Genomic DNA, 14,180 nt, shown 5'->3' on the forward strand with positions numbered 1-14,180 from the left:
GCGGAGGCGGTCACGCGCCCTGCACGAACCAGATCTGGCCCATCCGGTACACCATGACCGCGATCGCGAGACAGACGCCGCCGAGGATGACGGTGCTCCACCGGTTGCGCTCCACGAGGGCCCAGAATCCGCCCGCCAGGGGCAGGATGATCGCCGAGATCAGGTAGATGTAGAACTCGGCGAGGCTGCCGGACGGCGGATTGCCCGCAGCGGGCGCGACGATCGCGATGACCAGCTGCACGAGCAGCAGCACCTCCACCAGCGCGACAGCGCCCATCGACACGTCGCCCGGCAGGCGCCCGACCAGTCCGAGGACGATGCACAGGATGCCCGCAGCGCACGCGACGATCACCTGGAGTGTGACGAACCACTCGATCATGCGGGACCGACCGCTTCGTCCGTCGGGAAGTTCACCAGGGTCCGTGCTTCCTTTCCGCGGAACTCGATGAGTCCGATCAGCGCTCCGTTCGGGGCGACGGCCGCGACCGGCACACCGCCGCCATCCTCCCGGTCGGCGACGTGGATGCGACGGCCGTGGGTGAGGTCGATCGCCTGCTGCTCGGTGAGGTCGAGCCGCTCGAACAGCCGGACGGCCGCATCCACCGCCGGGATCAGCGCGGCCTCCGCGTCGAGCGTAGCGAGGTCGTGGGCGTCGCGCACATCGTAGGCGCCCACTCGGGTACGCCGCAGCGCGGTCAGGTGACCGCCGACGCCGAGACCGGCGCCGAGGTCGCGGGCGAGCGAGCGGATGTACGTCCCGGAGGAGCAGACGACCCGCACGTCCAGGTCGATCGCGCCCGCGTCACGGCGGGTGCCGATCAGCTCGAACTCCGCGACGGTGACCGCGCGCGGCTTCAGCTCCACCGCTTCGCCCGCACGCACCCGGGCGTACGCGCGCTTGCCGTCGACCTTGATCGCGCTGACGGACGAGGGGATCTGCTCGATCTCGCCGGTCAGCTCGGCCATCCCGGCGGCGATCGCCTCGGCGGTCACCGCGTCGAGCGCGGCCCGCGGCGCCGGCTCCCCCAGCTCGCCCTCGGCATCGTCGGTCGTCGACGACGCCCCGAGCCGGATGGTCGCGAAGTACTCCTTGTCGGCGCCGACGATGTAGGTCAGCAGGCGCGTGGACGAGTTTATGCCGAGGATGAGGAGCCCGGTCGCCATCGGATCCAGCGTCCCGGCATGCCCGACCTTCCGGGTTCCCGCCGCGCGCCGAACGCGCGAGACGACGTCGTGGCTCGTCATGCCCGCCGGCTTGTCGACGAGGATGAGACCGCTGCCCGTCATGCGCCCTGAGCCTTCGCCGTCGCCACGGGCACGGAGGCGGCGGACGACACGGCGACGCCTCCGCCGCTCTCGGCCGCGACATCCAGCACCAGCGCCAGCTTGGTCCGGAACGTGCACTCCAGCAGCTCCGTCGCGGCCTCGTCCCGGCCGTACTCGTCGGGCAGCCGGAGCCCCAGGAGCGTGTTCAGCAGCATCCCCTCGGCGAGGAAGGAGCGCACCTGCTCGGGCGTGAAGCCGGCCTCGTCGCGCAGCAGCCGGTAGATCGCGAGGAACCCGTCGCGCGCCTTCGCGCCGATGGTCGGGTCCTGCCCCATGCTGAACGCCTGCATCAGCGACAGCAGCAGGCCGCGGTCCTCGATCAGGTTCACATACGCGAGGCCCAGGCGACGGCCGATCTCGCCGTGTCCACCGGCGACGGGCGTGCCGTCCGCGACGACGGCGCCAGTCGGTGCAGCGGGCGAGCCCTCCGCCTTCCACTCCTCCAGCGTGCGGGTGAAGGCGACGAGCAGACGGTCGAGCGACCGCGAGAGCACGCCGACGAACAGGTTCTCCTTGCCGCCGAACATCCGCACAACGTAGGGCTGGCTGATCCCCGCGGCCTTGGCGATCTGATCCGTCGTCGCGCCGAAGTAGCCGCGCTCTCCGAACACGCGGCTGGCGGCTTCGAGGATCTGCTCGCGGCGCTCGGCCGACGGGATCCTCTCGCTGATCTTGTCTGTCACGCTTGACAGGTTATCAGCCGATTACTAGTGTCAGCTCTTGTAATCATCCGATAACCACACTTCCTGGAGGCGTGCATGTCCGCTCCCCTCACCCGCGACGCCGGCGGCACGACCGCCCGGTCGCGGCGCATCCCGATCTGGCTGGCGATCGTCGCCGCCTCGCTGCCGATGTTCATGGCCACCCTCGACAACCTCGTCGTCACCAGCGCGCTGCCCGTGATCGCCAAAGACCTCAGCGCCTCCATCGAAGAGCTCCAGTGGGTGGTCAACGCGTACACCCTCACCTTCGCGACGCTCATGCTGATGGCCGTCGGTCTCGGAGACCGGCTCGGCCGCCGCTCCGTCTTCCTCGGCGGCATCGCGATCTTCACGCTCGCAAGCGCCGCCGCGGCCCTCTCGACCGAGCCGTGGCAGCTCATCGGCGCCCGTGCGCTCCAGGGCGCCGGCGCCGCGGCCCTCCTGCCGCTGTCGCTGACCCTGCTCGCCGGTAGCGTCAGCGAGCGTCTGCGTCCCGCCGCCATCGGCATCTGGGGCGGCATCTCCGGCCTCGGCGTCGCGCTCGGCCCGCTCATCGGTGGCGCCGTGGTCGAGGGATGGAACTGGCAGGCCATCTTCTGGCTCAACGTCCCGCTCGGCGTCATCGCCGTCCCGCTGGTGCTCCTCGCCCTGCCGAACAGCTTCGGAGCACGCGTCCGCGCCGATGTCGTCGGCCTGCTGCTCGCCGCCCCCGGTGTGCTCGGGGTCGTCTGGGCGATCGTCCGCGGCAACGACGCGGGATGGGGCAGCGCCGAAGTCCTGATCCCCCTGATCGCCGGCGCGGTCCTGCTCGTGGCGTTCGTCTTCTGGGAGTCGCGCACGTCGGCGCCGCTGCTGCCGCTCCGGCTGTTCCGCGACCGCAGCTTCACGGTGGCGAACCTCGTCGGTGTGACGTTCAGCTTCGGCATCTTCGGGGCGATCTTCATCCTCATCCAGTTCCTCCAGGTCGTGCAGGGCCACACCCCGCTCGAGGCTGGTGTGATGACCATGCCATGGACGCTCGCCCCGATGGTCGTCGCTCCGCTCACCGGCCTGCTGTCGTCGCGGACTGGGACGCGCCTTCCGGTGGTCGTCGGCCTGACCCTGCTCGCGGTGTCGATGGGCTGGATCGCTCTGACGCTGTCGGCGACGCTGCCCTACTCCGCGATGTGGCCCCCGTTCCTCCTGGCCGGCATCGGCATGGGCCTCGTCTTCGCCCCCAGCTCGACGGCCGTCCTCGCCAACATGCGGCCGGCCGACCACGCCAAGGCGTCCGGCACGAACTCCACACTCCGGGAGGTCGGGGTCGCCCTCGGCGTCGCCGTCCTGACCGCCGTGTTCACCGGCGCGGGCGGGACGCTCACTCCGACCGGATACGTGGATGCGGCGATCCCGGCCGTCTGGGTCGGCGCCGGGGTGCTCGGCGCCGCGGCCCTGATCTCGCTGGCGCTGCCGGGCCGCCGGGCAGCGGCCCGCGCCGCCGCCGCGCCGGAGTCGGCCGCCTCCGCCCTCGCCGACGCCGAGCCCATCCCCGTCCTCGCCGACTGACCACCACAGATTCGTGCCGAATGTGCGTTATCGCCCTGCGATAACGCACATTCGGCACGAATCGTCAGGGGGGTCGCCGCCGTTAGGCTGGAGCGCGTGCGTATCGGCGTGATCGGAGCAGGAGCCATCGGCGGAACGATCGCGGCGCTCCTCGATCGCGTCGGCCACCTGGTCGAGGTCACGGCCCGCGGCGAGCAGCTGGCCGCCATCCGCGACGACGGCCTCCGGCTCGACGGCGGCTGGGGCGTCCACACCGCGCGGGTCGCCGCCGCGGAGACCCTCCAGACCCGCCCGGAGCTGGCCTTCGTCACCACCAAGGCCCAGGATGCGCCCGCCGCGATCCGCGCCAACGCGGCCGCCCTCGACGGCATCACCGTCGTGATCGTGCAGAACGGCCTCGCCGGCCTCCGCGAGGCGGAGCAACTGCTGCCCGGATCCGACTGCGTCGGCGCCCTCGCGCTGTACGCCGCGAGCTACCTCTCCCCCGGCCGCGTCTCGGTCACGACGACCGCGAACACCTACCTCGGCGCCGGGGACGGCCCACCGCCCGCCGCCGCCGTCGAGGCCGCCCGCATCCTCGACGCCGCGATGCCCGCCTTCGCGATCGACAACTTCACCGGCGCCCAGTGGACGAAGCTCATGGTCAACCAGATCAACGCCCTCCCGGCCATCACCGGGCTGAGTGCGCAGCAGGTGCTCGGCGACCGGCGGTTGCGGCCCATCGTGACCGCGAGCCTCCAGGAGGCCACCCGCGTCGGCTACGCGCGCGGCGTGCGCTACGGGAGCATCCAGGGCCTCGACGATCGCATCCTCCGCGTGGTCGCGCGGGCTCCGCGCTGGGCCGCCCAGGCCGTCCCCCTGCTGATGAAGCGGAGGATGGGGTCGACGCCCAACCCGGGCTCGACGCTGCAGAGCATCCGCCGCGGTCAGCTCACCGAGATCGACTACCTGAACGGCGCCGTCGTCGACGAAGCCCGCACCGCCGGAGTCGATGCGCCGGTCAACGCGGCGATCACCGCGCTCGTGCACGAGGTGGAGCGCACCGTCGCCTTCCTCACGCCCGACCAGGTAGCCGAACGGATGCGTCCCCTGCTGGCCTGAAAGGCCGCCTCAGAGCGCGCGGTCGACCCGCAACGGCAGCTCGGGCTCGGAGTCGTCGACCAGGTGGTCGGCATGGGCGAGCGGACGGGCATCGTCGAGGTACACGGTCTCCTGCAGCGCGTTCACGAGCAGGATGGAGGCGTTCCAGGCGTCACGCAGCGTCGGACGCAGGGCGAACTCCCCGTCGACGACGAGCACCGCATCCTGTCCGGCCGTCAGCCAGCGGGCCTCGACCGGCTGGTCCCGCTCCTCGTCGAAGGCCGCGGTCTGGAACCCGGCGCTGCCGCCGAGGCGGAACGGATCGAGCAGCACGCGCCGCAGCGTCACGTAGTCGTAGGAGTCGCGGTAGTAGCTCTCCTCCGTCTCGGGGCCGAGGCGCGTGCGGTACGACCGCGAGTTGTGGAAGTCCGCCAGCCGCGCCCGGAACGTGTCGGCACCGGACTCCCGGAACACCGCCGCGAGGTCGTCGGCGAACGGGCCTCCCACGGTTCCCCCGTCGACCACCACGATCACCCGCCCGACCGGCGAGACCGCACGGATGTCGCCGACCAGCGAACGCAGGAACAGCACCCGCGGCGTCGGAGGAAGCATCATGCGACGAGCATAGGCCGTCGCACCGGTTAGCCTCGATGCATGCACGACTTCGCCGGGACGGTGGTGGATTGGTACCACGCCAACCGGCGCGACCTCCCGTGGCGACGCGACGGCTTCACGGCCTGGGGCACCCTCGTCAGCGAGTTCATGCTGCAGCAGACGCCGGTCTCCCGCGTCATCCCGCGCCTCGAGGAGTGGTTGACCCGCTGGCCGACCCCGGCCGCCCTCGCCGCTGTGCCGCCCGGCGAGGCGGTGCGCGCCTGGCAGTCGCTCGGCTACCCGCGCCGTGCCCTCTGGCTGCACGCGGCCGCCGTCGCGATCACCGAGCAGCACGACGGGGTGGTGCCGGAGGACGTGGATGCGCTGCTCGCGCTCCCCGGCATCGGCGACTACACCGCACGTGCCGTCGCGGTCTTCGCATACGGCAACCGGCACCCGGTGGTCGACACGAACATCCGCCGCGTCATCGCCCGAGCGATCGGCGGGCAGGCGGAGCCCGGCCCGCCCGGCAAGCGCGACCTCGCCGCGATGGAGGCGCTGCTCCCGGAGGATCGGCCGGCCGCCGCGGCGTTCAACGCCGGGATGATGGAGCTCGGCGCGATCGTCTGCGTCGCCCGATCGCCCCGCTGCGACGAGTGCCCGGTCGCGTCGCGCTGCGCGTGGCGCCAGGCCGGCTACCCCGCGTACGACGGCCCGAAGAAGGCCGTGCAGAAGCGCTACGAGGGCAGTGACCGGCAGGTGCGCGGACGCATCCTCGCCGAGCTGCGGGCGTCGCACATCCCGGTGACCGCTGCCGAGCTCGAGACCGTGTGGCCGGATGCCGCCCAGCGGGACCGTGCGCTGGCCGGGCTGCTCGCCGACGGTCTCGCCGTCACGGCCGAGGGCGGGTACACGCTGCCGTAAGTCTGGTCGGGCGTCAGCTCTCGGAGAAGACGAGCGGGTCCCAGTCCTGGATGCGCACCAGATACACCAGGCCCTCCGTGACGAACGGGTCGCCCTCCAGGAAGCGCTCCGCCGCCTCCCGACTGCGGAAGATCGCCATCGAGCCCTGGGTGGCCGGGTCGCCGAAGGTGCCGATCATCAGCACCTCGCCTCCCGCGGCGAACTCGTCGAGGTAGGCGCGGTGACGGGGGTACGTCTCGACGAGACGCTGGAAGTGCTCCGGAGACGCGTCCGGGTCGGCATCGTAGAACGTGACGGCGAACATGCCGTCAGCCTAGAGCCGACCCGGCGCGGCGGTCAGTGCTTGTCGTCCGCCTCGTCGGCGTCCTCGGTGTCGTCATCCTCGGCGTCGTCGAAGTCCTCGTCGTCGTCCTCGAACTCGCGGGGCTTGACGTACGGGTCCTCGTCGCCGGCGTAGTTCGCGCCGGCCGCGAGTCCCGCGACCTCCTCATCCCGCTGACGCGCCTCGCGGAGCAGGTTCTCGATCTGCGCGGCGTTCTCGGGGATCGCGTCGAGCTGGAACTCCAGCGTCGGCGTGAGCCGGGCGGTGATGTTCTTGCCGACCTCGCTGCGCAGCATGCCGGTGGCGGCCTTGAGTGCGGCAGCGCTGTCGTCGCGCTCCTGCTCGGTGCCGTACACCGTGTAGAACACTGTGGCGTGCTGCAGGTCGCCGGTCACCTGGACGTCCGTGATCGTGACGAAGCCGAGGCGCGGGTCGCGGAGACCGCGATCGAGCCGCTTCGCGATGATCTCCTTGATCCTGTCCGCGAGTTTCCTCGCGCGTGCCGGATCAGCCATGGTTGTGCTCCTTTCAGACAAGATGGCCGGTGGCGAAGCCACCGGCCATCTCTCGAATCAGACTCGAGGCTTCTCGCGAAGCTCGGTCGTCTCGATCTCGTCGCCGATCTGGATGTCGTTGTACTTCCCGAGACCGATACCGGCCTCGAAGTCCGTACGGACCTCGGTGACGTCGTCCTTGAACCGGCGCAGCGACTCGATGGCGAGGTTGTCCCCCACCACGACGCCGTCGCGGATGACCCGCGCCTTGGCGTTTCGCGTGATCGTCCCGGAGCGGACGATGACACCGGCGATGTTGCCGAACTTCGAGGAGCGGAACACCTCGCGGATCTCGGCGACACCGGACTGGACCTCTTCGAACTCGGGCTTGAGCATGCCCTTCAGCGAGTTCTCGATGTCCTCGATCGCGTTGTAGATGACCGAGTAGAAGCGCACATCCACACCCTCGCGGGCCGCACGCTCGCGCGCCTTCACGTCCGGGCGGACGTTGAAGCCGATCACGATCGCGTTGTCGATGGTCGCCAGGTCGATGTCCGACTCGGTGATCGCGCCGACGCCGCGGTGCAGGATGCGGAGGGAGACCGAATCGTCGACCTCGATCTTCATGAGCGACTCCTCCAGCGCCTCCACGGCACCGGACACGTCGCCCTTGATGATGAGGTTGAGCGCCTCGACCTTGCCCTCCTCCAGGGCCCGGGTGAAGTCCTCGAGCGAGATGCGCTTGCGGGCCTTCGCCAGCTGCGCGTTGCGCTCCGCGGCCTCACGCTTCTCGGCGATCTGGCGGGCGGTGCGGTCCTCCTCGGTGACGAGGAACACGTCACCGGCGCGCGGGACGCTGGAGAGACCCTGCACCTGGACCGGACGCGACGGGGCTGCCTCGAAGACGGCCTCGCCGTTCTCGTCGGCCATGGCACGCACGCGGCCGTAGGCGGTGCCCGCCACGATCGCGTCGCCCACCCGGAGCGTTCCGGACTGGATGAGCACGGTCGCCACGGCGCCGCGGCCTTTGTCGAGCTTCGCCTCGATGGCGACACCGCGGGCGTCCTTGTTCGGGTTGGCGCGGAGGTCGAGACCGGCGTCGGCGGTCAGCAGGACCGCGTCGAGCAGGTCCTGGATGCCGATGTCGTTGCGCGCGGACACGTCCACGAACATGACGTCGCCGCCGTACTCCTCCGCCACCAGGCCGAACTCGGTGAGCTGCTGGCGCACCTTGGCCGGGTTGGCCTCCGGCTTGTCGATCTTGTTCACCGCGACCACGATCGGCACGTTCGCCGCCTGAGCGTGGTTCAGCGCCTCGATGGTCTGCGGCATGATGCCGTCGTCCGCCGCGACCACGAGGATCGCGATGTCGGTGACCTGCGCACCACGGGCACGCATGGCGGTGAACGCCTCGTGACCCGGGGTGTCGATGAAGGTGATGGCACGCTCGATGCCCTCGTGCTCCGTCCACACCTGGTACGCACCGATGTGCTGGGTGATGCCGCCGGCCTCGCCCGCGACGACGTTCGCGTTGCGGATGGCGTCGAGGAGGCGCGTCTTACCGTGGTCGACGTGACCCATGACGGTGACGACCGGGGGACGGATCTCGAGGTCCTCGTCGGACTCGCCGGCGAGCTCGCCGTCGAGGTCGATGTCGAAGCCCTCCAGGAGCTCCTTGTCCTCGTCCTCGGGCGAGACGACCTGGATCTTGTAGCCGAGCTCCTCGCCGAGCACCTCGAAGGTGGCCTCATCGAGCGACTCGGTCGCGGTCGCCATCTCGCCCAGGTGGAAGAGGACGGTGACCAGCGACGCGGGGTTCGCGTCGATCTTGTCGGCGAAGTCCGAGATGGACGAGCCGCGACGCAGTCGGATGACGGTGTCGCCGTTGCCGCGGGGAACGGTCACGCCGCCCAGCGACGGGGCCTCCCGCATCTCGAATTCCTGACGCTTCGCGCGCTTCGACTTGCGGGCCTTGCTCTTGCCGCCACCGCGGCCGAACGCACCGGCCGTGCCGCCGCCCGGTCCACGACCACGACCGCCGCCACCACCGGGGCGCGGGCCGCCGAAGCCGCCGCCGGGACGCTGGAAGCCGCCGCCTGCGCCTGCTCCCGCACCGCCACCGGTGCCGGGGCGCTGCTGGAAGCCGGGACGACCGCCGCCGCCCTGACGCGGGCCGGGACGGTTGCCGCCACCCTGACCGGGTGCGCCGATGCGCGGGGCACCGGGACGCGGCGGGGTCGGACGCGGGATGTTGCCGGGCGAGGGACGCTGTCCCATGCCCTGCGACGACGAGAACGGGTTGTTGCCCGGACGCGGCGTGCGCTGGCCCATGCCCTGGTTCGACGAGTACGGGTTGTTGCCGGGGCGCGGGGCGCTCGGGCGCGGGATGCCACCGCCGCCGGGGCGGGGTGCGGAGCTCGGCTTGACGGCGTCCGGGGTCGCCGGGGCGCCCGCGGCGGGCGTGCTCGAAGCAGCCTTCTCCGCCGCCTTCTCAGCGGCCTTCTCGGCGGCGGCCTTCTCGGCCGCGGCCTGACGCTCGGCGACCGACATCGGCGCCTGCGGCTTGGGCCCGGCATCCGTCTCGGTCGCGGCGGCGGGCGCCTGCGGCGGACGCGGAGCGGCCGGACGCGGCGCCTGGGACGGCGCCTTCGGGGCGGTAGCGGTCGCCTTCTCGGCGGACGGCTTCGCACCCTCGGCCTCCAGCGCGGCACGCAGCTTGCGTGCTACCGGGGGCTCGATGCTCGAGGACGGTCCCTTGACGAACTCGCCCATCTCCTTGAGCTTCGCGAGCGCGACCTTGCTGTCGACGCCGAGCTCGCTCGCGACCTCATGTACGCGTGGTTTTGCAGCCACAATTCTCCTGTCTGGGCCCACCCCAGACAGGGGCAGGCGTTAATAGCGGACGGATCTCATTTCGAGACACTCATCGGTTGTCACTCATGTGAAGTCAACTTCTTCAGCCTGTTCTAATGAATTGCGACCGGATGGTCGCGGTGTCGAGCGTCCCCTCCACCCGAAGCGCCCGCCCGAAGGCCCGGCGCTTCAGTGCGAGTTCGAGACACTCCTCGACCGGATGCAGCCACGCACCTCGCCCCGGCCGGGTGGCGGACGGGTCCACCACGAGTTCCGAATCCTGGGCGACGATCCTCAGAAGAGAGGACCGGGGAGCGCGAGAACGGCATCCGACGCACGTTCTGACGGGTTCCATCCTACTCCTCCCGACGGCGCGCGCCGAACGGACAGGAACCCGCGTCGTACTCAACGCCGCGGAATGCCTGGGCATTCCGCTCTGCCGAACTCAATCGCGGTCGAGGATCGAATCGGGCTGGATGTCGATCTTCGCGCCCGTCAGCTTCGCGGCGAGACGCGCGTTCTGACCCTCCTTGCCGATCGCGAGCGACAGCTGGTAGTCGGGCACGAGCGCGCGGACGGCCTTGAGCGACTCGTCGATGACGAACGCACTGGTCACCTTCGCGGGCGACAGCGCACTCGACACGAACGTCGCGAGGTCTGGCGAGTAGTCGACGATGTCGATCTTCTCGTTGTTGAGCTCCGCGGTCACCGCGCGGACGCGCTGACCCAGCTCGCCGATGCACGCGCCCTTGGCGTTCACTCCCGGCTCGGTCGCCCGGACCGCCATCTTCGTGCGGTGCCCGGCCTCGCGGGCGAGCGACACGATCTCGACGACGCCGCTGGCGATCTCCGGGACCTCCAGCGCGAACAGCTTCCGGACGAGCGCCGGGTGCGTGCGCGACACGGTGATCGACGGACCCTTCGGTCCCTTGGTGACGCTCGTGACGTAGACGCGGATGCGCGAACCGTGCGTGTACTCCTCGCCCGGCACCTGCTCCTCCGGCGGGAGGATGGCCTCCACCGTTCCCAGGTCGACGTGGATCATGCGCGGGTTCGGGCCCTGCTGGATGACGCCGGCGACGATGTCGCCCTCGCGTCCGCGGAACTCGCCGAGCACGGCGTCGTCCGCGATGTCGCGCAGCCGCTGGTTGATCACCTGCTTGGCCGCGAAGGCCGCGATGCGGCCGAAGTCGCTCGGGCTGTCCTCGGCCTCGCCGATGACGTTGCCTTCTTCGTCGCGCTCGGGCACGTAAACCGTGACATGCCCCGTCTTGCGGTCCAGGTGCACCCGTGCGGCCGGCGGCTGGTCGCTGTGACCGTGGCGGTGATCGGCCTGGTTCGTGTGCTTCAGGTAAGCGGTCAGGATGGCCTGTTCGATGATCTGCACCAGTTCATCGAAGGGGATCTCCTTCTCGCGCTCCATGAGACGCAAGACGCTGAGGTCGATGTCCATGCCGGCCTCCTCTATTCAGATCTCGCCGCCGCGTGACGGCGCGGCGGACTCAGTCCTCTACGGTACCCGAGATTCCCGAACGCGTGAACGCCGCGTACCGTTCACGCCATGACCTCCCCCAGCCGCGTCGCCTCCCGGGTCGAACGCCATCCGCTCGTGCGCGGCCTCGCCCGGGTCGGCCTCGCCGCCATCGGCATCCTGCACATCCTGATCGGCGTCATCGCGCTGGCCGTCGCGTTCGGGTCGGGCGGGGATGCCGACCAGTCGGGTGCCTTGCAGGCGCTCGTCGCCGTGCCGGGCGGCCTCTTCGTGCTGTGGGCCGTGATCGTCGGACTCATCTTCCTGGCGGCCTGGCAGATCCTGCAGGCGATCACGGCGCACAAGCCTGGCCAGAAGGTGACGGAGGTCGCCAAGTGCGTCGTGTACGCCGCCCTCGCCGGTATCGCGATCTCCATCGCGTCCGGCGGCCGGCAGGATGCGTCCACCTCCGAGAAGTCGATGAGCGCGAAGCTTCTCGCGATGCCCGGCGGAGTCTTCCTCCTCGCCGGCATCGGGATCGCGATCGTGGTCGTCGGCGTCGTCTTCGCCGTGAACGGCCTGACCCACAAGTTCGAGCGCGACCTGCGCCTCCCACCGAACCGCTGGGCGACCGTCACGACGACGCTGGGCCGCGTCGGCTACGTCTCCAAGGGGGTCGCCCTGGTGATCGTCGGCGGTCTGGTCGTCTTCGGCGCCTTCACATCCGACCCCGAGAAGGCGGGCGGACTCGACGGCAGCCTGAAGGCGCTCACCGAGGTCCCGTTCGGCGTCGTCCTCCTCATCCTCATCGCGCTCGGCCTGATCGCGTACGGCGTCTTCTGGTGCGTGCGCGCGTACGCGTCCCGCCTCGCCGAGCCGTGATCGGCAGAGGCTCCTACTCGTCCGCCGCCCCGGCGAACTGCGCGTTGTAGAGCGAGTAGTACGCTCCGCCGCGCGCCAACAGCTCGGCGTGCGTGCCCTGCTCGACGATCCGGCCCGCCTCCATCACCAGGATGAGGTCGGCGTCGCGGATCGTGGAGAGCCTGTGTGCGATGACGAACGACGTCCGGTCCGCCCGCAGTGCGCTCATCGCCTTCTGCACGAGCAGCTCGGTGCGGGTGTCAACGGACGAGGTCGCCTCGTCGAGGATGAGCACGCTCGGCCGCGCGAGGAAGGCCCGCGCGATCGTGAGCAGCTGCTTCTCCCCCGCCGAGATGTTCGACCCCTCGTCGTCGAGGATGGTGTCGTAGCCGTCGGGCAGCGAGTGGACGAAGCGGTCGACGTAGGTCGCGCGCGCCGCATCCAGCACCTCCTCCTCTGTCGCGTCCGGGCGGCCGTAGAGGATGTTGTCGCGGATGGTGCCCTTGAACAGCCAGGTGTCCTGCAACACCATCCCCATCCGGCTCCGCAGGTCGTGCCGGCTCATCGACGCGATGTCGACGCCGTCGAGGGTGATGCGTCCGCCGTCCAGCTCGTAGAAGCGCATCATCAGGTTCACGAGCGTGGTCTTGCCGGCGCCCGTCGGTCCGACGATCGCCACGGTCTGCCCGGGCTGGGCCACCAGCGACAGGTCCTCGATCAGCGGGGTGTCCTCGACGTAGCGGAACGAGACGTCCTCGAACGTCAGGAGGCCCTTGGTGCCGGCTGGGCTCTCCGGCTCGCGCGGGTCGGGCGACTGCTCGTCGGCGTCCAGCAGCTCGAACACGCGCTCGGCGCTCGCGACACCCGACTGCAACAGGTTCGCCATCGACCCGAGCTGGGTGAGCGGCTGCGTGAACTGACGGGAGTACTGGATGAACGCCGTCACGTCACCGAGCTGCATCGCGCCGCTCGCCACCTGCAGTCCACCCACCACCGCGATGGCGACGTACATCAGGTTCCCGACGAACATCATCGCCGGCATGATGATGCCCGAGATGAACTGGGCGCCGAAGCTCGCCCGGTACATCTCCTGGTTCTTCTCGCGGAACCGGGCCTCGACCTCGCGGTGGCGGCCGAACACCTTGACCAGGGAGTGGCCGGTGAACGCCTCCTCGATCTGGCCGTTCAGCTCGCCGGTGTGCCGCCACTGGGCGACGAACAGCTTCTGCGAGCGCTTCGCGATGACCGTCGTGATGACGAGGGTCAGCGGGATGGTGATGAGCGCGATCAGCGCGAGGAGCGGCGAGATGACGAACATCAGCACGACCACTCCGACGACCGTCAGAAGGGACGTCAGCAACTGGCTCATCGTCTGCTGCAGCGACTGCGAAATGTTGTCGATGTCGTTGGTGACCCGGCTGAGCAGCTCGCCCCGCTGCATCCCGTCGAAGTACTTCAGCGGGAGACGGTGCAGCTTGTCCTCCACATCCGAGCGCAGACGGTACACGGTGCGCTGCGTGACGCCGTTGAGCACGTAGGCCTGCAGGTAGCTGAACACCGACGAGAGGACGTACAGCGCGAGCACCCAGAGCAGGGTCTGGCCGACCGCGGTGAAGTCGATGCCCGCACCGGGGGTGAAGGTCGTACCGGAGAGCAGGTCGGCGTACTGGTTCTGGCCCTGCGCCCGTAGACCGGCGATGACCTGCGCCTGGGTCTCGCCCTTCGGGAACTGCAGGGAGAGGGCACCGGCGAACACCAGGTTGATCGCGTTGCCGAGCAGCTTGGGCCCGAGCACCGCGAACGTCACGGACACCACTGCGAGCAGCGTCACCGCGGCGAGCGGCAGCCACTCCGGGCGGAGACGGCCCAGCAGGCGCTTCGCGCTCGGGCCGAAGTTCATCGACTTCTGGACGGGCATGCCGAAACCGGCGAACGGCCCTCCCCCGCCGGGTCCGCGCCGGATCGGAGGGCCGGCCGGCCGCTCGGGGGTCGTCGTCTTGTCGCTCATC

Annotated in this window: 14 protein-coding genes; 4 read left to right on the forward strand and 10 right to left on the reverse strand. The window is 70.2% G+C overall.

Annotated features, from left to right (window positions below):
• Positions 1-10: 10 nt before the first annotated feature.
• Genes BLR91_RS11490 through BLR91_RS11500 form a run of 3 tightly spaced genes read right to left on the reverse strand, consistent with a single transcriptional unit; the run spans position 11 to position 2,009 of the window.
• Entirely contained in the window at positions 11-379 is a 369-nt protein-coding gene (locus BLR91_RS11490) for a hypothetical protein (protein WP_089875253.1), read from the reverse strand.
• Positions 376-1,287, reverse strand: coding sequence for a tRNA pseudouridine(55) synthase TruB (gene truB / locus BLR91_RS11495; protein WP_089875252.1), 912 nt, complete (start codon positions 1,285-1,287; stop codon positions 376-378). Before truB ends, BLR91_RS11490 begins: the two co-directional genes overlap by 4 nt.
• The gene (locus BLR91_RS11500) at positions 1,284-2,009 is read right to left on the reverse strand and encodes a TetR/AcrR family transcriptional regulator (protein WP_089875251.1); all 726 of its coding nucleotides are present in this window, start codon (positions 2,007-2,009) and stop codon (positions 1,284-1,286) included. The genes truB and BLR91_RS11500 overlap by 4 nt, the downstream gene beginning before the upstream one ends.
• Before the next feature lie 75 nt (positions 2,010-2,084).
• Here BLR91_RS11500 and BLR91_RS11505 point away from each other — a divergent pair, with 75 nt between their 5' ends.
• Positions 2,085-3,572, forward strand: a complete 1,488-nt coding sequence (locus BLR91_RS11505) for a DHA2 family efflux MFS transporter permease subunit (protein ID WP_089875250.1) — start codon at positions 2,085-2,087, stop codon at positions 3,570-3,572.
• A 96-nt stretch (positions 3,573-3,668) separates the two neighbouring features.
• Positions 3,669-4,673, forward strand: coding sequence for a ketopantoate reductase family protein (locus BLR91_RS11510; RefSeq protein ID WP_089875249.1), 1,005 nt, complete (start codon positions 3,669-3,671; stop codon positions 4,671-4,673).
• A 9-nt stretch (positions 4,674-4,682) separates the two neighbouring features.
• Here BLR91_RS11510 and BLR91_RS11515 read toward each other — a convergent pair whose 3' ends face one another.
• Positions 4,683-5,267: a hypothetical protein gene (locus tag BLR91_RS11515; RefSeq protein WP_089875248.1), complete on the reverse strand. Its 585-nt coding sequence runs from the start codon at positions 5,265-5,267 to the stop codon at positions 4,683-4,685.
• A 39-nt stretch (positions 5,268-5,306) separates the two neighbouring features.
• On the opposite strand from BLR91_RS11515, the gene BLR91_RS11520 reads away from it, so the two are divergent.
• On the forward strand, positions 5,307-6,170 hold the full coding sequence (locus BLR91_RS11520; protein WP_089875247.1) for an A/G-specific adenine glycosylase: 864 nt from the start codon (positions 5,307-5,309) through the stop codon (positions 6,168-6,170).
• A 13-nt stretch (positions 6,171-6,183) separates the two neighbouring features.
• Here the strand turns inward: BLR91_RS11520 and BLR91_RS11525 are convergent, their stop codons facing one another.
• The 5 genes from BLR91_RS11525 to nusA form a co-directional block, all read right to left on the reverse strand.
• The gene (locus BLR91_RS11525; protein ID WP_089875245.1) at positions 6,184-6,474 is read right to left on the reverse strand and encodes a YciI family protein; all 291 of its coding nucleotides are present in this window, start codon (positions 6,472-6,474) and stop codon (positions 6,184-6,186) included.
• Positions 6,475-6,506: 32 nt separating this feature from the next.
• A complete protein-coding gene (gene rbfA, locus BLR91_RS11530; protein ID WP_089875243.1) occupies positions 6,507-7,007 on the reverse strand; it encodes a 30S ribosome-binding factor RbfA in 501 nt (166 codons plus the stop codon).
• Between the two features lie 57 nt (positions 7,008-7,064).
• Complete coding sequence (gene infB, locus BLR91_RS11535; RefSeq protein WP_020075214.1) at positions 7,065-9,839, reverse strand: translation initiation factor IF-2; 2,775 nt, start codon at positions 9,837-9,839, stop codon at positions 7,065-7,067.
• A gap of 103 nt (positions 9,840-9,942) precedes the next feature.
• Entirely contained in the window at positions 9,943-10,269 is a 327-nt protein-coding gene (locus BLR91_RS11540) for a YlxR family protein (protein ID WP_331710720.1), read from the reverse strand.
• Positions 10,270-10,284: 15 nt separating this feature from the next.
• On the reverse strand, positions 10,285-11,292 hold the full coding sequence (gene nusA / locus BLR91_RS11545; protein WP_018190364.1) for a transcription termination factor NusA: 1,008 nt from the start codon (positions 11,290-11,292) through the stop codon (positions 10,285-10,287).
• A gap of 108 nt (positions 11,293-11,400) precedes the next feature.
• Here nusA and BLR91_RS11550 point away from each other — a divergent pair, with 108 nt between their 5' ends.
• Complete coding sequence (locus BLR91_RS11550; RefSeq protein WP_018190363.1) at positions 11,401-12,192, forward strand: DUF1206 domain-containing protein; 792 nt, start codon at positions 11,401-11,403, stop codon at positions 12,190-12,192.
• Between the two features lie 13 nt (positions 12,193-12,205).
• On the opposite strand, the gene BLR91_RS11555 is transcribed toward BLR91_RS11550, so the two are convergent.
• Positions 12,206-14,179: an ABC transporter ATP-binding protein gene (locus tag BLR91_RS11555; RefSeq protein ID WP_089875241.1), complete on the reverse strand. Its 1,974-nt coding sequence runs from the start codon at positions 14,177-14,179 to the stop codon at positions 12,206-12,208.
• Position 14,180: the final 1 nt, after the last annotated feature.

The sequence above is a fragment of the Leifsonia sp. 466MF genome, assembly GCF_900100265.1.
Classification (GTDB): Bacteria; Actinomycetota; Actinomycetes; order Actinomycetales; family Microbacteriaceae; genus Leifsonia.

What these genes read in the sequence shown, in the direction of transcription:
- BLR91_RS11540 (WP_331710720.1), bottom strand. Translation starts at nt 10,269, where the DNA reads ATGCCCAGGCATTCCGCGGCGTTGAGTACGACGCGGGTTCCTGTCCGT.
- BLR91_RS11555 (WP_089875241.1), bottom strand. Translation starts at nt 14,179, where the DNA reads ATGAGCGACAAGACGACGACCCCCGAGCGGCCGGCCGGCCCTCCGATC.
- rbfA (WP_089875243.1), bottom strand. Translation starts at nt 7,007, where the DNA reads ATGGCTGATCCGGCACGCGCGAGGAAACTCGCGGACAGGATCAAGGAG.
- BLR91_RS11515 (WP_089875248.1), bottom strand. Translation starts at nt 5,267, where the DNA reads ATGATGCTTCCTCCGACGCCGCGGGTGCTGTTCCTGCGTTCGCTGGTC.
- truB (WP_089875252.1), bottom strand. Translation starts at nt 1,287, where the DNA reads ATGACGGGCAGCGGTCTCATCCTCGTCGACAAGCCGGCGGGCATGACG.
- nusA (WP_018190364.1), bottom strand. Translation starts at nt 11,292, where the DNA reads ATGGACATCGACCTCAGCGTCTTGCGTCTCATGGAGCGCGAGAAGGAG.
- BLR91_RS11550 (WP_018190363.1), top strand. Translation starts at nt 11,401, where the DNA reads ATGACCTCCCCCAGCCGCGTCGCCTCCCGGGTCGAACGCCATCCGCTC.
- BLR91_RS11505 (WP_089875250.1), top strand. Translation starts at nt 2,085, where the DNA reads ATGTCCGCTCCCCTCACCCGCGACGCCGGCGGCACGACCGCCCGGTCG.
- BLR91_RS11520 (WP_089875247.1), top strand. Translation starts at nt 5,307, where the DNA reads ATGCACGACTTCGCCGGGACGGTGGTGGATTGGTACCACGCCAACCGG.
- BLR91_RS11525 (WP_089875245.1), bottom strand. Translation starts at nt 6,474, where the DNA reads ATGTTCGCCGTCACGTTCTACGATGCCGACCCGGACGCGTCTCCGGAG.
- BLR91_RS11490 (WP_089875253.1), bottom strand. Translation starts at nt 379, where the DNA reads ATGATCGAGTGGTTCGTCACACTCCAGGTGATCGTCGCGTGCGCTGCG.